Here is a 22,274-nt window from a genome sequence, read left to right as displayed (position 1 = left end):
ACTGTAAAGGAGAGCAAAATGAGAAAAGGATTAATGGGAAGTATTAAACTGGATGATCTCCTGGAATCCGGAGCAGAATCGGTCGATATCGAAAGTGTTTCGACTAAGGACATTGCCATTATTGGAATGTCCGGCAGATTCCCTGGTGCAGAGGAACTCGAGGCATATTGGAGCAATCTGGTTAACGGTGTGGACAGTATCAGCGATTTTCCCGCAGAACGACAATCTTTCACAGATTATTATATGAAGACACGGGGAGAGTCGGTCGCGTATACCAAAGCAGGGTTTTTGAATCATATTGACCGATTCGATTATCGTTTCTTCAACCTGTCTCCCCGTGAAGCTTCTCTCATGGACCCCAATCAGCGGTTGTTTCTTGAAACGGCTTGGCACGCCATTGAGAATTCGGGATATGGAGGCGGGAAACTTAAAGGAAGCAACACAGGTGTGTACGTTGGGTTTCGAAACGATGAAGTATATGACTACAAAAGATTAATCACTGACTTGGAACCTCAGGCAGATCCCAGTGCAGTTCCAGGTAATCTGGCCTCCATTCTGGCTAGCCGGATTTCTTACTTGCTGGATCTGAAGGGGCCGAGCCTTTGTCTCGATACAGCATGTTCATCTTCTCTCGTAGCCATCCATCTCGCGTCCCAGGCCATTCGAAACGGGGATTGTGATCTGGCTGTCGCTGGTGGCGTCAAGATACGTTTGTTTCCCCTGGATGAAGGGAACAAGCTTGGTGTGGAAGCGCCAGATGGCAAAGTGAAGGCGTTCGATGCAGATTCGGATGGGACGGTGTGGGGTGAAGGTGCTGCCGCTATTATCCTCAAACCATTGAACAAAGCACTCAGGGATCGAGACCATATTTACGCAGTCATCAAAGGAAGTGCTGTGAATCAGGATGGAACTTCCGTAGGCATCACAGCGCCGAATACTGCTTCACAGGCAGATTTGCTGGTGAAAGCATGGAAAAATGCGGGGATTAACCCGGAGACGCTTAATTATATTGAAACACATGGTACTGGGACAGATATGGGAGATCCCATTGAGTTTGAGGCCATTCGCAGAGCGTTCCAAAAGTTTACAAACAAGAAACAATTCTGTGCTATTGGTTCAGTGAAGACAAATGTGGGCCACTTGGATTGTGTAGCTGGCATGGCTTCGCTTTTCAAGGTCATTATGGGAATGCGTGAAGGCATGATGCCACCCACACTTCATTTTCAGCGTCAAAACTCAAAAATCAACTTTGAAGATTCTCCAGTCTATCTCAACACTCGCCCTAGAATATGGCATGCCGAAGGAGCTCCACGCAGATGTGGTGTCAGCGCGTTTGGTCTAAGTGGAACCAATAGTCACATTGTAGTTGAAGAGCCGCCACGTTATCACAGGGCAGATACCGCAGTGACCCCGGATATGCAAATTTTAACGATCTCTGCCAAAAGTGCTGCCAGCTTAACAAAGCTGGTGCAAGCGTATCAGGCCTTACTCGTTTCAAATCCTGAACTTTCGCTGGCAGATCTATCATTCTCGGCTAATACCGGAAGAGGGCACTACACTCAAAGGCTTGCGATCACTTACAGTGATCGCAAGGATTTGGAAAGAAAATTGAAGCTTGTATCAGACGCAAATGGTGGTCCTGATCTCGAGATAAATGGAGTACACACAGGCATACATCGGATTATAACAGCGGGTGAAGGGGAGTCCACGCGAAGTACAGGGGAAATCACGGAGCAGGAGGTCAAGTTACTTGGCCAGAAGGCACAGGGGTGGATTTCAGAAGCGCATCTTCATCCGAGGGAAGTGCTGTTGGAGGCCATTTGTGATTTGTATGTTCAGGGAGCCGATGTGAGTTGGGAAGATCTGTACAGAGAAAAGTCTGTGCGCAGGATTCCACTTCCGTCATACCAGTTTGAACCGAACATATGCTGGCTGGACTGGAAATCGGACATGGATCAACGCCAGACAGATGACATGTATCGGAGCATGTATAGAACGCGCTGGATCGCGGATTCTTTGGAACCATCCATACCCGATGAGGAGCAGCAGCCAATTGATGATGGGATAACCTTGATATTGCGAAAAGATAAAGACCTTGAAGGCGAAAGGCTTGAAACCACCTTGCGTAATCTGGGACGAAAGCTGGTATCCGTGACATTTGACGGAGATGTTGCTGTTATGGAAGGACTCTCAGGTCTAGTTCAACTTTCTTCAGAAGATGTTTATGATCATCTGCTTGGTGCACTGCCTTTCAATGATATAACCCGTGTTATTCATCTACTGAGTTCAACGTCCAGAATGCAGGTGCATAATCTGGCGGATCTTTCTCAGGCGGAAATAGAGGGTCCTCTGAGTCTGTTCAGACTGGTCAAATCTCTGGTGCAGAGGGCGGTGTCTGGCCCTGTAGACATATCAATTGCTACGACAACTGCTTATCAAGTGACGGGGGACGAAGTGGAACTGTATCCTGAGCACGCTGCCTTGATCGGCTGGGCTAAGGTTATAGGAAAGGAATATCCGCATATCCGTTGTCAGTGCATTGACAGAGATGAACATAGTTCACTTGAATCTATTCCGGAGTTGGTTGGTGGCATAGGCATCTCCAACGAGAATTTTGCCTATCGGAATGGGACTCGTTATGTTGAACAGCTGGATGAATGGAACACAGAGACTCAGGAAAATAGCGACTGGCAACTGGTTGAAGATGGAGTATACATCATAACGGGTGGAGCAGGGGGGATAGGTTCAGAGATTGGGAGATGGATGGCTGGTCAGACAAAGGTACGAATTGTCCTACTGGGACGGACTGAATTACCCAACAGAGAGCAATGGCCCCTGCTTCGTAAGAATGGGAAAGACCAGACAGCTGTTCAGCAGATTATTCGTGAAATAGATGCCATGGAGAGTCTTGGAGCAATGGTAACTTATTTTAGCGTAGATGTATCCGATGAAATGCGTCTTACCCATACGTTGGATGATATCAGACAAACGTTTGGTTCTATACGTGGAATTGTGCATTGTGCAGGAACGGGCAGTGATCTGTCTACCGATCAGAAGAGTGAAGATGACGTCAAGCGCACGTTGGCTCCCAAGATCAGGGGGACATGGCTGCTTGATCAACTTACCCGACAAGATCAGCCTGATTTTATGCTGTTATGTTCTTCTATCGCTACAACATTCAGCACGTTGACTATGGGAGATTATGTTGCAGCTAATGCCTACCTGGATACGTTCGCTGCACAACGAACCAAGCAGGGACTTCACACACTCGCGATTAACTGGGTGACCTGGAGGGAGCGGGGAATGGCAGCACGTTCGGGTTTTACGGCGGATACTATATTTAAGGCCATTTTACCTGAACAGGCGATCCATACTCTCGCAGACGTTGTTACTCAAAAAGTAGACCGCGTTATTATCGGGGAATTAAACATAGATGGTGGGGGCATTCGTTTACTCGAACGTTCAGGGATTCGGGTTGCTCCACATTTGCTCGAACGATTGAAGAGAATGAAGTCTACGACCAGGTCTATAGCAGAAAGGGCTTCTACCCGATCACTTTCACAACATGGCACGGGTCAGGTGATCCTAACGGGAAAAGAAAAAGAGGATTACACCGAAGCAGAACGACGTGTCGCTGATGTTTGCAGACAGGTATTGGGTTTCGAGGAAATTAACATCCATGAAAATTTCTTTGAACTGGGAGCCGATTCCCTCTTGTTAAAAACGATGCATGCCAGATTGGAACTGCTTGATCCAGGTTCACTTATGATTACGGACTTGTTTGAGCACGCAACAGTTTATAAACTGGCCCGTTTTCTGGTAGATAAACGCCAGGGAAGCAACAACATGACACATCATACACCGATGAAAGGAACGGAACAGGACATAGCCATTATTGGTATTTCCGTCAAACTGCCTAACGCCAACAATACTGATGAATTCTGGGACAATATTCGTAACGGGTTGGATTGCAGGACCGCATTGTCTGCAGAACGAAAGGATGCCATTGATCGCTATATTCGATATAAACAGTTTCCTGAGGGCAGCGTTGCTCTTGTGGAAGGGTCCTATATTGATGAGATTGATAAGTTCGATAGTACCTTTTTCCGTTTGTCTCCCAAGGAAGCAAGCCTGATGGACCCACATCAGCGTCTTTTCCTGCAGGCATGCTGGGAAGCAGTTGAAGATGCCGGTTGTGTAGAAAACATTAGTGGAAGTTATACCGGGGTGTTTGTTGGATACTCGCCGAATATTCGCGATATGTATTCACGACTCATTTATGAAACCAATCCGACTCTGCTATCTAGCGCTATGGTGGGCAACACAGCAGCAGTTACCTCTGGAAGAGTATCTTATATGCTGGACTTGAAGGGGCCATCGATGGTCGTAGATACAGCCTGTTCATCATCGCTCGTTGCTGTAGATGCTGCATGTCAATCGATTCGTAGCGGCAAATGTGAAATGGCCATAGCGGGTGGAATTAAAATCCATACCATGCCAATTCATCACACGAATACACGCATGGGAATAGGCATGGAATCCATGGATGGAATCACGCGTGCATTTGATGAGGAATGCGAAGGAACGGGATTTGGCGAAGGCATCGGTGTAATCATGCTCAAACCACTCGAAAAAGCTAAACAGGATGGCGACCAAATCTATGCGGTCATTAAGGGATCAGCATCCAATCAGGATGGCAGTTCTGCCGGGATGACAGCACCAAATCCGGCGGCTCAGGAAGACGTGATTCGCAAGGCATGGGATGATGCTGGCATTGATCCTGCGACCATTGGTTATGTGGAAGCTCACGGGACGGGTACACCTTTAGGGGATCCGATTGAAGTAAACAGTTTGACGAATGCATTTCGTATGTTCACCGACAAACGAAATTTCTGTGCGATTGGATCTGTCAAAGCCAATATGGGTCATCTGCTTGAGGCAGCGGGAATCGTCGGGTTGATCAAAGTAGCGTTGGCACTTAAAAACAAGGAATTGCCTGCAACGATTCACTTTAATCGACCCAATGAAAATATCCCGTTTTACGATTCTGCCATATACGTCAACACCGTTACTCGTAAGTGGGAGGTTGAAGGCCATCCGCGGCGAGCTGGCGTCAGTGCGTTTGGCATGAGCGGAACCAATGCCCATATTGTGCTGGAAGAGCCACCGGCGGAGTATACCCATAAAGAACTCCCTGACCATGTTCCTCACGTTGGGCCACAGTTGTTCATGCTTTCAGCCAAATCACGTGAGAGCTTGCAGCAACTTGTTACGAGGTACGTAGCATATGGCCCGCAATTATTACAAATGGATTTGCAGGATATTTGTTACACGGTCCAGGCTGGGCGCAGTCATTATCCGCATCGATTAATTTTTGCAGTGAATACGACAATGGAGCTTGTTTCCCGTTTGAATGAATTGAACCGGCTCTACTTTTGGGAGCCTGAACTGGGTGACACCGGCAAGGTTTTCTATCGTTATGGAGAATACCGATTGGTATCAGGTACGGATGGGATTAGACGTCCAGATGATCTTACTCTGGTTCAGAAGGAAAGTTTGAACGCCGAAATTCAAGAAGTGGCATTAGCGTGGAGGGACGGCTTGTACAGGGACGAATCCATGCAGGTCAAAATTAGTGAGTTGTATTCGGCGGGCGCAGATTTGCCACCATTATTATGGAATGACGGACAGGCAACTCGTAAAGTGCGGCTCCCGGTGTATGCTTTCGAGCGTAAGACACACTGGCTGGACATACCCGACGTCGCCCCTGTAAAAGTGGAACGTATGGAACAACCATTTCATGTTATTCGTTGGGTTAACACGCCATCCAACGATGGGACATCATGGATGTCCTCCGAATCTGGAGATGTGTTATTGTTCACAGGAAAAACCGCTCTTTCGGCATCGATCTATGAGAGATTACTAGCTGCGGGTCGGAAGGTTGTAAGAGTAGAGATTGGACTTCAAAAGGATTCTACTCCAGGCGATGGATGGTATGGCGTTGATTCAAATAAACACGCGTATGAGAACTTGTTAACAGATCTTCAATCTGAGTATCAATTCACACATATTATCCATATGTCAACGACTGAGCAAGCAGTATTTCCCGAGAGTATCGAACAATTAGAGGTGACCCAGCAACGTGGGGCTCGCAGCCTGATGTATCTTACACAGGCACTGGCACATGTGGGTTATGAGCGCGGACTGAGCCTTACGCTGATATCTGATTATGTGAACGAAGTGACAGGCAATGAACGTGTCCTTCAGCCACAACAAGCTCCTTTTATGGGAATGGGACGAGTTGTAGGTCAGGAATTGATGGGCATATCCTGCAAGTTTCTGGACGTGGATGATGTTGTCTCTGCTGAAGATGTGTTACAAGAGATCGGCCGAAAGTCTGATTTGTATCTTGTTGCTTACCGGGAAGGTACTCGTTATGAGGAACAGTTCGAGACTTTAGACGATACGACGGTGATCGGCCATGCGCCAGCAATTCAAAATGACGGTGTATACGTGATTACTGGCGGCACGAAAGGCATTGGACTGGAAGTTGCCCAGTACTTGGCTGACAAGGGAGCAGGACATGTTGCTTTGCTTGCCCGTTCACCTTTTCCGCCGCGTGACCAGTGGACTGAATGGCTTGATCAGAACAGAGACAGGGAAGTGTGCGAGACGATAAACCGGGTGATGGATCTGGAGAAGAAGGGAACGTCATGTTCATTTTATCAAGTGGATATCGGGCATCTGGATAGGCTACGTGAGGTATTTGATGAACTTCGACATACCTGCGGTCCCATTCGTGGCGTAGTCCACAGTGCCGGTGTACCTGGTGAAGGCATGCTGATACGCAAGACGGAGGAACAGTTCTCAGCGGTGATAGGTCCCAAAGTCCATGGAACATGGGCGCTTGATCAGGTCACGCTTGAGGATAATCTTGACTTCTTCCTGCTCTTCTCCACGATCTCTTCGGTGTTTGCTGCTCCGGGCCAGGGGGACTATGCTGCTGCCAATGCATACCTGGATGCGTTTGCTGCATATCGAAGCAAGCTCGGGAAACGAACCCTAACTATGAATTGGAACACATGGCGAGATACGGGGATGGGCGTTCGTTACGGCATCAATGTGGATGGCGTATTCTCTGCCATACCTACGGAGCAGGGCATTGCATGGCTGGATCGTGCGATGGGAATGAACTTGAATCGGGTAATCGTCGGCGAGATCAATCGTGAAAGCAAATTGCTTGGCATGATGTCAAGTGTTGCTGTGAGACTATCTGATGACCTGAGATCCCTGGCTACTGATGAGAAAACTGTGTTTCCTGAAACTCAGAACCAGACCGGTTATGCAGAAGTTACTCTGGATGGCAGGACAGGAGAAGGAGCATATAGCGATGCTGAGGATCTGATTGCCAAAATCTTCGGTTCGGTACTAGGGTTCAGTGAAATCAATATTTATGACAGTTTCTTCGAATTAGGGGGAGATTCGATCATGTTGGGCCAGATGCATGAGTTATTGGATCGGCATTTCCCCAATAAGATCAAACTGGTAGATCTGTTCGAATATACAACCGTAGACAAACTCAGCAATTACATTGCAGGCAATGAGCAACATATCCTGCAAGCTGCACCGATAACATCCGCATCAGAAGAGCAGGACGGAGATTGGAATGACTCATTAAGCCATATGCTGGACAAGTTGCAGGACGGGGAAGTATCTGTCGAAGACATTCTTCATCGTTTGGATGAAATACGGCCAGGGGAGTGAGCTTGTGGAGAAAGTCTACAAACATGTTGTTGAAAACATAGCCTCCGGCAAAATTGACAAAGTGACGGGGATTCAGGTCATCAATCTGCTGAAGCAGGAAGAAGCAAATCATCAAGAGGATATAGCAGTCATAGGCATGAGCCTTAAATTTCCCCATGCAAATCGTCCGGAGGAATACTGGCACATTGTTGAGCAGGGGATTGATTGCATAGGCGATTACCCATCTGATCGAAAATCTGTAACGGATGAGTACCTCAGACTAAGCGGATATTCAGACGAATTTCTTCAATATCTGGATGGTGCTTTTCTGGATGAAGTGGATCAATTCGATTATAAGTTCTTCCGTCTCTCGCCAAAAGAGGCTAGTCTGATGGACCCTTGTCATCGTTTATTTTTGCAAACAGCATGGCATGCCATCGAAGATGCCGGTTACGGCGGGCAAAGGCTTGCAGGAAGCAATACCGGTGTCTTTACCGGATTTGCCAATAGCAACAACTATAAGGAAATGATCAAGGATACCCATCCGGAAGAGTTGTCTATTGCGATGACTGGAAATATCGCGTCAATGCTTCCTACCCGCATCTCGTATCTGCTTAATCTAAAAGGACCGACTATGGTAGTGGATACGGCTTGTTCGTCCTCGTTGGTATCCGTTTATCTGGCTTGTAAATCGCTGATGAACGGGGATTGCAACATGGCGATTGCCGGAGGCGTTAAGCTGGATATTTTGCCAGTGGACAATGATTTTCTGAAGATTGGGATTGAATCCACCGACTACCGGACAAGAGCTTTTGATAAAGAAGCAGATGGGTCCGGTATGGGTGAAGGTGTGGCTGCAGTAATTTTGAAGCCGCTTCGTCAGGCTCAGAAGGATGGAGACCACATCTATGGTGTAATCAAAGGCATCGCTTTGAATCAGGATGGAACGTCCATGGGCATCACGGCCCCCAATCCGGTTGCTCAATCCGAAGTAATCGAGGAAGCGTGGAAGCGAGCAGGCATCCACCCGGAATCCTTGGCCTATATTGAAACCCATGGAACAGGAACGAATCTGGGTGACCCTATCGAGATTCAGGGGCTGGAACGTGCTTTCCGAAAATATACGAATAAAAAGCAATTTTGTGCAATTGGTTCGGTCAAAACCAATGTTGGTCATCTGTATGAAACAGCAGGTATGGCCAGTCTGATTAAAGGACTTTTATCGTTGTATCATCGGAAACTCCCGCCTTCCCTTCATTTTAATTATCCAAACCTGAATATTGATTTCGGGAATTCACCCGTCTATGTCAATACAAGGTTAAGAGAGTGGGAGCGAGGTGCTGATCCGCGTAGATGCGGGATAAGTACATTTGGTTTGAGCGGAACGAATTGTCATATAGTGCTGGAAGAAGCTCCTGTACAGGCCACTTTGAACGTTACGCATGATGGGCATACGGGTGTTCATCCATTCACGTTGTCTGCGGGATCAGATCATGGAATTCAAGTTCTGATGAAACAGTATCTGGACGGAGTATCTACCTTCTCCGACAGGTATTCATTACTGGATGTGTGTCGAACAGCCAATGCATGTCGCGGACATTATGCTCACCGAGTGATCATTTTGGCTGAACATTTGGAGGATTTGCGCATTAAGCTGACCCAGGTTATATCTGGAGACATTCATACGTTCACAGCACCTTGGTTTCATTATGGGGAACACCGACTGATCAGCGACAATCGGGAAGTTTCAGGGGTACATGATATTACTCAGAAAAACGTTCGTGCGTTAAGCGAAGAGGTCCGGCAAGAATTGAACCAGATAAATGAGGCTACATTTGACTGGGGGCGCCTGTGTACTCTTTACGTGCAAGGGGCATCCGTGGACTGGTGGCGTCTGTATGAGGGCAAGTCTACGAAGACCGTACCTCTGGCGGGTTATCCTTTTGATTCGCAGAAATGCTGGATTGACATGGGAAGCAGACCAGCAGAAGAGAGTGTCCACCATGACAACGGATTGTTTTCTCTCACGTGGCATGAGCTTGAGGGAGATTACGAGGATAACGAAGTTCATTCAAGCGAGAGAGTTGTACTCTTTACGGCTGATGACAAAGGTGGGGCTGACCTTGCATTGCTTTTGCAACAATCGGGTAAGGACGTCATTAAGGTTTGCCCGGGAGATTACTATGAACAGAGGAACGATACTGATTTTCGAATTGGTTCCAAAGAGGTCGATTTTGATTCTTTAGTCAATGCTTTGGATTCAAAATCATGGTCACAGGTCATCTACGCACCTACCTTTGCTTCGGACACTTCTGTTCAGAATCTGGTGGAGTTGAATGAATCACAGGAACGCGGCGTTTACAGCCTGCTGTATCTGCTTCGTTCATTGACCAGACATGGTATTGATTATGATATGGATATGGTGATTTTGACCCAATGCGTCCATCATGTCACAGGCAAAGAACAGATTCTTAGACCCGAACTCGCACCGCTAGAAGGTCTTGCCAAGGTCATACGTAAGGAGCATCTGAACATCCAATGTCGAGTTATCGATCTGGAAGATACGCTATGGAGCAAGGGGAGTGCAGAGTCTGTTTTCAGAAAAACAGATCAATTCCTTACCGCCATTCGAGACGGAAAACGGTATATTCAGTCATTCGGTACACTCCAGCCTGTTGCAGAGTCGGACAGTAACAATGGACAATTTCCGGCTCTTCATTCAGAAGGGATATATCTTGTCTCTGGTGGAGCCGGAGGTATCGGGATTGAAGTATCCAAATATTTGGCTGGCAGGGACAAGGTACATCTGGCCTGGATTAATCGTACTGCCTTTCCACCCCGGAGAACATGGGAAGCAATTTTGGAAGCAAAGCAGGATCAGTCGTTATGCCGAAAGATTCAGGGAGTTCTTGATATTGAAAATATGGGAGCTACCGTTGAAATATACAGCGCTGACATTTCCAAAAAAGAAGAGGTAGTTCCAATTGTAGAAGAGCTGCGTCAACGTCATGGGAAGATCCGGGGGGTTATCCATGGCGCGGGAATCGGAAGATCCGACCTGTTGATGAATCGTACGGATGACCAGTTTAAAAGCATTTTCAATCCGAAGGTGATGGGTACACGTATTTTGGATGAAGTTACCCATTCGGATGATCTGGACTTCTTTATTCTGTTTTCTTCGGTAGCAACGATGTTTAGCGGAGCCGTTCAAGGAGATTATACCGCAGCCAATGCTTATCTGGATGCCTACGGGGAATATCGGAACAAGCTCGGCAGAAGGACACATGTGGTGAACTGGACGACCTGGAAAGAAACCGGTATGGCCCTTGAAGGTGGTTTCACAATCGATACCATTTTTAAGACGTTGCCAACGGGTAAGGCTCTTGAAGGGTTTGAGCAGGTGTTATCCCATAATGTACCGAGAGCACTTGTAGGTTATCTCAATTATGAGAACGGTGGAGTCTTCCTGCTCGAAAAATCAGGGGTGATGCTCTCTCCTGTGCTGACTGCGCAAATTGAACTATTTAAGGAAAAAAAGAAGCAGGAAAAAGCGAACAAAGCAAAGAGTGTAACAACAAATCCAGCAGGAGAAGTAAGTCTGACAGGAAGTCTCAACGAAGAGTTTAGTGATACGGAAAAACGTGTGGCCGAATGTTGCAGAAAAATATTAGGTTTTGATCAAATTGATATTCACGACAACTTCTTTGAGCTAGGTGCGGACTCTATTCTGCTAATGAAAATTCAGAGTGAGATTGAGCGAATTTTTCCAGGAGCTATTAATGTTACGGACCTGTTCGAATACTCGAATGTACATCATCTCGCAAAATTTATCGGTGGAAAAAACAAGAAGGAGGAACAGCGTTCTTCTCCAGCGATGCATCTCAAGAAGCGTACTGCGGCGGAACGAGATGGAGATATTGCGATTATCGGCATGGCTGTGAATGTGCCGCTTGCTTCCACACCTGAGGAGCTGTGGGCGCATCTCGTCAACGGCACGGATCTGGTTCGGTCGTTTCCGGAATCGAGAAAAGTGGATATTGACAAGCATTTTGCGTTCACAGGTCATGACCAGACACTGATGAAATACAACGAGAACGCGTATCTGGAAGACATAGACAAGTTTGATGCAGGTTTCTTTCGGTTATCGCCCAAGGAAGCAAGTCTAATGGATCCCAATCAGCGATTATTTCTTGAAGCTGCGTGGACTGCAATTGAGGATGCAGGGTATGGCGGCACCAGATTGAGCGGTAGTAAAACGGGCGTATATCTGGGCTATGCGGCAACCTTGCGAGATCTGTATGCACGACTCTTATATGAAGTTGATCCTGGGAGCGGTTCAAGCTCCATGGTGGGTAATCTGACAGCAATGATGTCTGCCCGGATCTCATATTTATTGGATCTAAAGGGTCCAAGCATGGTTATTGATACGGCCTGTTCATCTTCATTGGTGTCTGTAGACATGGCTTGCAAAGCTATTCGTAGCGGACAATGTGATTATGCACTGGCTGGCGGAATCAAGATTAATCTGTGTCCGGTGGATGATGAAAATATGAAACTTGGCATTGAGTCTACAGATCATCGCTCCAAAGCTTTTGATGATGAGGCAGATGGAGCAGGTATTGGAGAAGGGGTTGCAGTGGTACTGCTGAAATCACTTCAGCAGGCATTGGATGACCATGATTCGATCCATGCTGTAATTAAAGGCGGGGCTGTGAATCAGGATGGCAGTTCAATAGGCATCACGGCACCTAATCCGGCATCTCAAACAGAGGTTATTATATCTGCTTTGGAGGATGCAGGAGTCGAACCGGAGACAATCACCTACATTGAAACACATGGCACGGGCACGACATTGGGAGATCCGATTGAAATTAAGGGCATATCCGATGCACTGTCGAGCTACACAGATCGCAAGCAATTCTGTGCGGTGAGTTCCATCAAGACCAACTTGGGGCATTCTTCGGAGGCTGCTGGAGTGATTAGTTTGGTGAAGGCGGTCATGGCGCTGCGTGAGAAAAAGCTTCCTCCGACACTGTACTTTAATCGACCTAATCGCATTATTGAATTTTCCAATTCACCGGTCTTCGTGAATACCCGTCTTCGTACGTGGCATTCAGAGGAAGGACCGCGACGTTGTGGGATTAGCGCCTTCGGGATTAGTGGAACCAATTGTCACGTTATCCTGGAAGAGGCCCCAGTGCAGACATTTGTCCAAGCAGAGGAACGCAGACCTTATATTTTGCCTCTTTCCGCCAAAAGTAAAGACTCTCTATCCAGATTGATCGCAGCTTATCATGATTATCTCGATAGTTACGATGAACTGGATTTGTTAAGCTTGTGCGGAACAGCTGCTCAGGGAAGAGGACACTACAAGTTGCGTATCGCCATTCCTTTTAAAGACAAAGAAGAGCTGGTATCCCGATTGGACAAGCTGCATGGGTGCCCGTTTAGCGAGATTAAACCGCCCGTTGCTTATGCATCTGAACATCGAATGGTTCCTGAGACGAAGGAGCCGGGTGTTGGCGAATTGACGGAACAAAAACTTCGTGAATTAAACGAGCAAGCAGACAGGGTACTGAAGCTCATTAACGAGCACGGATGGGAAGATCAGCACTTGGAGGAAATATCGATTCTTTATACACAGGGGGCCGATATTGACTGGTCCAGATTGTACGCAGAAGAGGAAACCTTCCGGCTCCATCTTCCAACGTATCCTTACGAGCGCAATCGTTGCTGGATTGATATTCCCGAACGAGTTGCGGTTCAACCATCCGTTGTGCAGAAGGAAGAACCAACGATGCATTACACCATTGGCTGGGTGGAAGCGACTAATCCTGAGCGGCTCATTCCGAATCCGCAAACCGTCTTGCTTTTGAAGGGGACAATTCCGTTATGTGACAGTCTCTCTCGGGAACTTACTGAACGTGGAGCACATGTAATTGAAGTTACTCTTGGTGCAACATATGCGAAGATCTCTCCGGTTCATTATCAGATTGATGGTTCGGAGGAGCAGTATCTTCAATTATTGAAGGCTACGAAGAACCACAGAATAGATCAGATTATTCATACCTTTACCATAAATGGTCATACAGCACCCGAGAGTCCGAAGGAACTGGAGGATGCCTTATGCCGAGGTGTGCATAGCTTGTTTTACCTTACAAAAGCCATTGCAGGTGCAGGATTGCGAAATCGAATGCGCATTGTTCTGTTATCCCAGTACGTTCACGAAGTTAGCGGCCACGAATCACATCTTGCTCCTGAATATGCAACGATGTTTGGCCTGGGCAAAGCGATTGGACAAGAGCATCCTCAGCTGGAATGCAAAGTCATGGATATAGATGATGACACCGCTATTCCTATTTTGCTCAATGCAATGAATGCAGATGATGTTTTCTACTCCACTGCTTATCGGAAGGGTCAACGATATGTGGAAGAGTTCAGGAAGACAGATTTGTTGGGAGCTGAGCTCTCTGAAGTAACCATTAAGGAGCAAGGGGTCTATCTCATCACTGGTGGAATGGGCGGCATTGGCCGAGCATTCGCAGAACATTTTGCCAACAGACACAACGTTACCTTGATTCTTGCAGGCAGATCGGATTTCCCTGATCGGGAAACATGGCCAGCCATTTTGGAGGATAACAAGGATCTGGAGCAATGCAACAAAATTAAATGGATACATTCAATTGAGAACAAAGGTTCCACAGTAGGTCTCTACAGCGTGGATACAGGTGATCTTCAACAAGTATCAAGACTCATGGAGAACATCAGAGAGCAGTACGGCAAAGTGGATGGCATTGTTCATGGAGCAGGGGTAGCAGGTGAAGGATTCCTTGCATCCAAGGATGCGGAGACCTTTAACCGTGTGTTGCTTCCTAAAGTCCAGGGAACCTGGAATATGGATCAGGCAACAGCCCAAGACTCTCTGGATTTTCTTGTTCTGTTCTCAACCACTTCAACATTATTCAGCTCTCCGGGTCAAGGAGATTATTCAGCAGCGAATAGTTATCTGGATGCTTATGCAGCGTATCGCAATCGCAGGGGCGGACGAACGTTAACGATCAATTGGGTGGCCTGGAAAGAGACCGGGATGGCCAAAGATTTTGGCGTAAATGATGACATGGTGTTCAAGTCTGTTTTAACAAAGTCTGCATTAAAGGCCTTTGACCAGGCTTTTCAGCGTAAAGTGCATCGATCTATCATCGGCGAACTGAATTATGACTCGGAATATATGGCCTACGTAGGTGATATGCCAATGATGATGTCGGAGGAAGTGTACAACACGATTCAGGATCAAAGTGCCAGCGTGATTGCTGAAGTGGAGATGAGAAAGGCAACGCTGAACAAAGAAGTCTCGTTACACGGCCGCAATGATGGTCAATATACAGCCATGGAACAGATGTTATCCCGGATTTGGTCACTTCATTTGGGACTGACAGAAATGGATCTGTATGATGATTTTTACGAATATGGTGGAGATTCCATTATTGGGCTCAAGATGGCATCGGATATATACAGGGAAACGGGGATACAGGTTAATCCTTCGGATGTGCTGCAATATCCGACGATCTGGGGACTGGGAGTTCACCTGCAATCTTTGGTCGATGTGGAGAGTGCAACAGTCGGACAACAGTCCATCCCTCATGCAGAAGTCAAAGAAAAATATCCACTTTCATCAGCTCAAAAAAGGATATTCTATCTTTGCACTCAGGACCCGGACAACATCAGCTATAACCTGAACAAAGCGTTGATTATGGAGGGCAATTTTGACCCATTCACGTTGAACGGTTATATGAACACTCTGATTCAGCGCCATGAATCGTTCCGTACATCATTTCACTGGGAACAAGGAGAGCCGATTCAGAGAATTCACGAGAACGTGGATTTTTCGATCGAAACGTTGCCAGATGTCATTCGTGGAACGGAAGCAGTGGAAGATGTAGTGAAACAGTTTGTCCGACCGTTTGATCTGGAAGCGGCACCGTTGATCCGCATGATTGTTGGTACGTTGGATGACGGTCGCCATCTGTTGATGTTCGATGTGCATCACTTGGTTACAGATGGTATGTCGATGGACAATATGATGCACGAAATCACGTCAATGTACAGTGGTTCACCTCTACCGGATATTCCTTATCAGTATAGAGATTACTCGGAGTGGAGCAACCAGTATCAGCAATCGGATTTGATTAAATCACAGGAAGCCTTCTGGCTGGAAACGCTGAAAGGGCCATTGCCCACACTGCAACTTCCAACAGACTTTTCACGGCCTGATCGAAAAACCTATGATGGAGCCAAAATGACTTTTTATGCCGACGAAGCACTCACTGCTCGTATAGGCAAGCTCGGAGCACGTACAGGAACCACGCTATACATGTTGCTCTTATCCGCCTTAAATGTCCTATTGCATAAATATACGAACCAGAGTGATATACTCATCGGTTCGCCTGTAACGGGTCGCCAACAGGGTAACTTTGATGCCACCATTGGCATGTTTGTAAATACAATTGTCCTAAGAAACGAACCTGTGCCTGATGACTCATTCAGGGAGTTACTTCTGGACGTGAAGCAGCGTACGTTATCGGCATTTGCACATCAGGACTGTCAATTCGACCGAATTGTACAGCTTGTGAATAGTACACGTGATCCGAGCAGAAATCCGCTGTTTGATGTGTATTTTGCACTGCAAAATGTAGGGATGTACACCGGAGAGATTGAGGCTTTCAAAGGCACATTAATCGATTATGACAGTGGAGTTTCAAGGTTCGATCTGGCACTGGATGCGATTGAGCGGGAGGGTACGATCGAGTTTATTCTGGAATATAATACAAGCTTGTTCTTACCTGGCACAGCTGAATATATCGCCAGAGATTTTGTGAAAATTCTTGAGATAATTTCAGAGCAGCCGGATACATTGATCTATGATATTGAAGTGGATCGTGTCACGGATATCACGGATGAAGCTGTAGATGAAGAAGTGAATTTCAATTTCTAGCCAGATCACAGAGGGGCGTTGATAGGAATGAAGGTTGGTGTAATTGGAGCAGGCGTCATGGGAAAAGGGGTTGCGCAGAGCCTTGCCCAGTCTCGGCACAACGTGGTTTTGATCGACGTGAGTGATGAAGTTTTGGATCAGGCGAGAACAGCCTTGTTTACCAATATCCGATTTTCGGGATTCTACAACAAGGATACCGAGGCCGAAGACCCGGAAACGGTGCTCTCGCGTGTGGAGTTTACGACACATTACGATTCGCTCAGCGATGCTGATTTCATTATTGAGAACGTGCCTGAGCAATGGGATGTGAAAAAAGAAGTCTATGCACAGCTTGAAAACTATTGCCCCGATTCTTGTATTTATTTGGTCAATACATCATGCATTTCGATTACAAAAGTTGGTTCCATCACCAAACGGCCTGACAAGGTCATCGGTGTACATTTTATGAATCCGGTCCCGTTAAAGCCCGTAGTCGAAGCTATTCAGGGTTATCACACTTCGGATACAACGATTGAAGCGACCAGATCCCTGCTCCATACCATGGGCAAAGAAGCCATACTGGTACAAGATCTTCCCGGTTTTGTATCTAACCGAATATCCCATCTGCTCATGAATGAAGCTGCCTTTGTTGTTCAGGATCAGGTAGCTTCACCGGAAGAGGTGGATGACATATTCGTCAAATGTTTCGGTCATAAGATGGGCCCACTTCACACAGCAGATTTGATTGGTTTGGATACTGTGGTTCATTCATTGGATGTACTCTATGAGAGTTATCAGGACCCGAAATACAGAGTATGTCCCTTGCTTCGCAAGATGGTGGATGCCGGATTGTTAGGAGCAAAAAGCGGTCAAGGCTTCTTTGAGCACGTGATTCTGTAAGTGTATCGACTATAAATTTTACGAGGTGACTGTACATGGAGTCCAAGGTCAAAGTAAAAACATTTCTGAGTCGTTTCTATCGCAAACGTGAAATTCAGGATGATGAGGATATTTTTGAATTGGGTTTTGCCAATTCCCTGTTTGCGATGCAGATGGTGATGTTTCTGGAGAAAGAATTCAACATTCGGATTGAGACCCAGGATATGGATCTTAGCAACTTCCGTACGTTGAACAAGATTAATGAACTGATTGAACGAAAGACAGCATAGACTGCCTGATGGTCTTGAAGCAATAGTTTGGAACAATATGCCAAGGAGGGGTTCAGGTATGGGTGATCCATCGGTAAGTTCGGTAATGGACAAGCAAAAGCAAGAGAAGGTGAAGCTGGTCGTCTGGGATCTGGATAATACAATCTGGGAAGGTGTCCTTCTGGAAGATGAGAATGTTGTCTTGAGAGAGGGAATTATTGATGTGATTCGGACACTGGACGAGCGTGGGGTTCTGCAATCCATCGCCAGTAAAAATGACCATCAGACAGCCATGGAGAAGCTTGAGGAATTCGGAATTCATGAATACTTCCTATATCCCCAGATTCACTGGAATTCCAAGTCGAGCTCGATTCAATCCATCATAACTTCCATTAATATCGGAGCGAATACGGTTGCTTTTGTGGATGATCAGATGTTTGAGCTGGAAGAGGTACAGTTTGAGCATGCTGAAGTTCGATGCATAGATGCTGCCCAGTACCTGGACATTCCCGACATGGAGATGATGAATCCCCGTTTTATTACGGAGGACTCCAAACTTCGCCGTTTAATGTACAAAAGCGATGAGATCCGTAATAAGGCGGAAGATGAATTCACAGGTCCCAAAGATGACTTTCTGGCTTCACTTGGCATGACATTCACGATATCTCCCCTCAAGGGAGATGATCTGCAGCGTGCTGAAGAGTTGACGGTGCGGACTCATCAGCTGAACACCACAGGGTATACCTATTCCTATGAAGATCTGGAACAACTCAGTCAATCTCCTAATCACAAACTTCTCATTACAGGACTGGAAGACAAGTATGGAGCATATGGAAAAATTGGACTCGCTTTGCTTGAGATGGAAGAGGAGTACTGGACCGTGAAGCTGCTGTTGATGTCTTGCCGTGTAATGTCACGAGGGGTAGGCACGATTCTCATGAATTATATCCTGGAACAGGCGAAAGAAGCCGGGGTCAAGATACGGGCTGAATTCAAAATGACCGATCGTAATCGGATGATGTATCTGACCTATAAATTTGGCGGATTCAAAGAAATCCATCAGGAAGAGGACCTTGTCATTTTTGAACACGACATGAGCTATATTCAGAAAATTCCTTCATATGTGGAACTGAACATTATTAATAATTAATACACCAACCCTATTAATGGAGGTTACGACATGGAAAAAATAGCACTGCTGTTTCCGGGACAAGGTTCTCAGTATGTAGGTATGGGAAAGAGTTTCTATGATCAATATAGCATTGCCAAGCAAACGTACGAGGAAGCGAGTGACGTTGCAGGTGTGGATCTGGCAAAACTATGTTTTGAAGGAAGTCTATCTGAACTGAATCAGAATGAAAACATGCAACCTGCTCTTCTGGCAACGAATGTAGCGGCTTTCAGAGTGTATATGGAAGAAGTGGGGATTCGACCACAATTCTGTGCAGGTCACAGTATGGGTGAATATTCGGCGTTGGTATGTTCAGGCGCCATGACATTTTCCGATGCTGTTCGAATCACCAAATTGCGTGGTGCAATGATGCAGATTCATATTGATCGGGGCACAGGATCAATGACCATTATGGACGGTATTGACGCATCCATCGTGGAGCAACTCTGTGAACAATACAGCGGCGAGCAGGGTGTAGCTGTAGTCTCCTGTTATAATTCGCCAACACAAGCTGCCGTATCCGGTCATCAATACGTACTGGAGGAGATCGAAGCAGCCGTTTTGGATGCCGATGGTCAGGTTACTCCCCTAATGTCCAGTGCACCCATTCATAGTTCGCTGATGGCAGAAGATGCAGAGCGGCTCGGCCAAGAACTGGCAAAGTATTCGTACAATATGTTCAAATGGCCGGTACTATCCAATGTTACAGGTCAACCTTATGGTGATGTGGAGCGAATTCCGGGATTACTGACAGATCAGATGGTCAAACCTGTCCAATGGACACGGATTCTTCAGTACCTTGAGCGTTTTGGTGTCACACTTGCCATCGAAATGGGACCCAAAAATGTACTGAACAAATTGACCAAAACGAACTGTCCTGATATCAATTCGCTCTGTTTTGGCGAAAAAGCGGAACGTCAAAAATTGATCAGCATGTTTCAATCGGATGGCAAAAAGAAAAAAGGAGTACCCACAGTCATAACTAAATGTTTAGCAATTGCAGTGGCAACGCCGAACCAGAATTGGGATGAAGCAGAGTATCAAAAAGGTGTTGTTCAGCGTTACAAACGAATCCAGGCAATTCAGGAGCAGGTTGAAAATGCAGGGGACAAACCCTCAAAAGAGCAAATGATAGAAGCGTTGGAACTGCTCAAGGGCATCTTTGAAACCAAAAAGTTACCTGTTAAAGAAAGAAATCAGTGGATGAATCATATCATTGATGATACTGGACATCACTACGAACTGGCGGAGTATCTGGTACACGAAGCTGTCGGCGTAAAGTGATTACATTAGGGGCGAAATGCGCTGTAATAGCGTATTCGCCCTCCCATGAATTCAGCAATACAGGCAATACATAAAGGGGGAGAACAAGTGAGAGTGCTATCCGCTGAGAACGTCACGAAGTCCTATGGTAAACACCTAGCGTTAGATAACATGTCCTTTGAGCTTCGAAAGGGTGAGATCCACACAATTCTGGGGACTAACGGTTCAGGTAAAACAACTTTTATTAAAGTCCTGGCGACTCTGTTGACCAAGGATTCCGGAATTGTCAATATCGGCGGCTACGATTTGGATACCGATGCGAACATCATCAGGAGACTAATCGGATACGTGGGTCAAGATACTGAACGCTCTGCTTATGCGAGATTAACTGTTCGAGAGAACTTGATATTCTTTGGAAGACTTACCGGACTTAGCAAACAGGAGATTTCAAACCAGATTGACAAATTAAGTACGTATCTGGATTTCTCGGAACATCTGAACAAACAATTTATGCAATTATCGGGAGGCCAAAAGCAAACCGTTGTCATTATGCGAGCCCTGCTGCATGATCCTGAAGTGATATATCTGGATGAACCGACCAAGGGCCTGGACCCCGTAATCTCCAGACGTGTACGTGAGTTCATTAAAAGTTATGTGCGGGATGAGGGGAAATCCATTATTCTGACCTCTCACATTCTGACTGAGGTAGAAGACATGACGGACCGTGTGTCCCTGATGCGCAAAGGAACGCTTCTTAAAACAGGTACAATTGCCGAACTAAAATCCAATCTGGGCGCAGTCGAATTCATCGACATTCCCAGAGCAGACTTGCCCCCTTCCATTCAGGAGCGAATCACTGCTCTGCCGGAGGTAACTTCCACTATTATTCGTGAGGAGGAAGACACGGTTTCCTTCGGAATCACGAACCTGTACGACGGGATGGGCGCGGTTATTAGTGAATTAAAAGAAGGCAATATCCATACGACCATTCAGCATAGACAACTAACACTTGAAGATTTGTTTGTTCAGCTCTATGTGAAGTCTGATGAGAATTTAGAGTACACATTGGCAGGAGGCAGAGAACAGTGAGTATCGAATACGCTAAAACCGGGACAGGTCAGGAAACGCTAAAGCTACAAGCCATAGGTAAACCTACCGGATTTTTCACCGTCGTGTGGGCAACAACCGTGAAGGAATTGCAGATTGCTGTAAGGTATCTGCCCAACTTCTTCGGTAACTTCCTACAGTTGGGTCTACGAGTACTCTTTTTCCTGCTGATGTCCACGTTTGTTGTATACGAGGGAGAGAATGTACTTCAAGGAGATAACCTGTTTATCTTTTACCTGGGTGCAATCCTTGTATGGCTGTTCTACGGAGTAGCGTTAAACGCTCCGCTCGGTGCCGTGACGAATGATCTCCATAACGGCACTTTGGAGTATCTGTACTGCAATCCAATCTCTCGTTATGCGTATTATGTGGGGACGGTTGTAGCCAGTGCATTAATGAATGTCATTGTGTTCATACCGATGTATATCCTGCTTGTTCTGTACGCAGGTCTCAACTTTGCTGAATCCATGATGATTCTAGTCACCTGTCTTGTGGTCATCGTTGCATTAATGGCGCTTGGCGTCATGATTGCACTACTGGGGATTCTGTACCGCCAGGTCTCATCCATTGTGGGTATTTTGTTTATCATGTTTGAATTTGTAGCAGGTGCTTATTTCCCAGTGGACCAGTTTCCGGCAGTCGTTCGTTGGATCGCATATCTCCTGCCTTATACCTGGGGGTATGATATGGTGCGTTATTACAGTTTCAAAACAGATTGGGTGCCCCTTGCACCGATCTGGATGGAATGGTGCATCCTCATCTTTTTTGCCATTTCGTATACAATCATCTCAATCGTTATGCTGCGCAAGGTAGAAAAGATGGCAAAGAAAAAAGGTCTCAACCTGATCTGATTATTCTTGATCCCAAAGAG

Annotated in this window: 8 protein-coding genes; all 8 read left to right on the top strand. The window is 46.4% G+C overall.

Annotation, left to right across the window (positions count from 1 at the left end):
• The first annotated feature begins 18 nt into the window (after nt 1–18).
• The 8 genes from MHI55_RS23620 to MHI55_RS23585 all read left to right on the top strand — a co-directional run bounded on the left by MHI55_RS23620 (nt 19) and on the right by MHI55_RS23585 (nt 22,254).
• The gene (locus MHI55_RS23620; RefSeq protein WP_076252862.1) at nt 19–7,764 is read left to right on the top strand and encodes an SDR family NAD(P)-dependent oxidoreductase; all 7,746 of its coding nucleotides are present in this window, start codon (nt 19–21) and stop codon (nt 7,762–7,764) included.
• A complete protein-coding gene (locus MHI55_RS23615) occupies nt 7,742–16,735 on the top strand; it encodes an SDR family NAD(P)-dependent oxidoreductase (protein WP_340387212.1) in 8,994 nt (2,997 codons plus the stop codon). The genes MHI55_RS23620 and MHI55_RS23615 overlap by 23 nt, the downstream gene beginning before the upstream one ends.
• A 27-nt stretch (nt 16,736–16,762) precedes the next feature.
• Complete coding sequence (locus MHI55_RS23610; RefSeq protein ID WP_047843972.1) at nt 16,763–17,614, top strand: 3-hydroxyacyl-CoA dehydrogenase family protein; 852 nt, start codon at nt 16,763–16,765, stop codon at nt 17,612–17,614.
• Between the two features lie 35 nt (nt 17,615–17,649).
• A complete protein-coding gene (locus MHI55_RS23605; protein ID WP_017686948.1) occupies nt 17,650–17,883 on the top strand; it encodes an acyl carrier protein in 234 nt (77 codons plus the stop codon).
• 58 nt (nt 17,884–17,941) lie between these two features.
• Nucleotides 17,942–19,012 carry an HAD-IIIC family phosphatase gene (locus MHI55_RS23600; RefSeq protein WP_047843971.1) on the top strand — a complete coding sequence of 357 codons (1,071 nt, stop codon included), beginning with the start codon at nt 17,942–17,944 and terminating at the stop codon, nt 19,010–19,012.
• Nucleotides 19,013–19,042: 30 nt separating this feature from the next.
• Nucleotides 19,043–20,317: an ACP S-malonyltransferase gene (fabD, locus tag MHI55_RS23595; RefSeq protein WP_101314510.1), complete on the top strand. Its 1,275-nt coding sequence runs from the start codon at nt 19,043–19,045 to the stop codon at nt 20,315–20,317.
• A gap of 87 nt (nt 20,318–20,404) precedes the next feature.
• Nucleotides 20,405–21,385 carry an ABC transporter ATP-binding protein gene (locus MHI55_RS23590; protein WP_017686951.1) on the top strand — a complete coding sequence of 327 codons (981 nt, stop codon included), beginning with the start codon at nt 20,405–20,407 and terminating at the stop codon, nt 21,383–21,385.
• Nucleotides 21,382–22,254, top strand: a complete 873-nt coding sequence (locus MHI55_RS23585) for an ABC transporter permease (RefSeq protein ID WP_047843969.1) — start codon at nt 21,382–21,384, stop codon at nt 22,252–22,254. The genes MHI55_RS23590 and MHI55_RS23585 overlap by 4 nt, the downstream gene beginning before the upstream one ends.
• Nucleotides 22,255–22,274 lie beyond the last annotated feature (20 nt).

The sequence above is a fragment of the Paenibacillus sp. FSL E2-0151 genome, assembly GCF_037993015.1.
Taxonomy (GTDB): domain Bacteria; phylum Bacillota; class Bacilli; order Paenibacillales; family Paenibacillaceae; genus Paenibacillus; species Paenibacillus amylolyticus.
The sequence above is the reverse complement of the archived record's forward strand: the minus strand, read 5'-3'. Positions and strand labels throughout refer to the sequence as shown.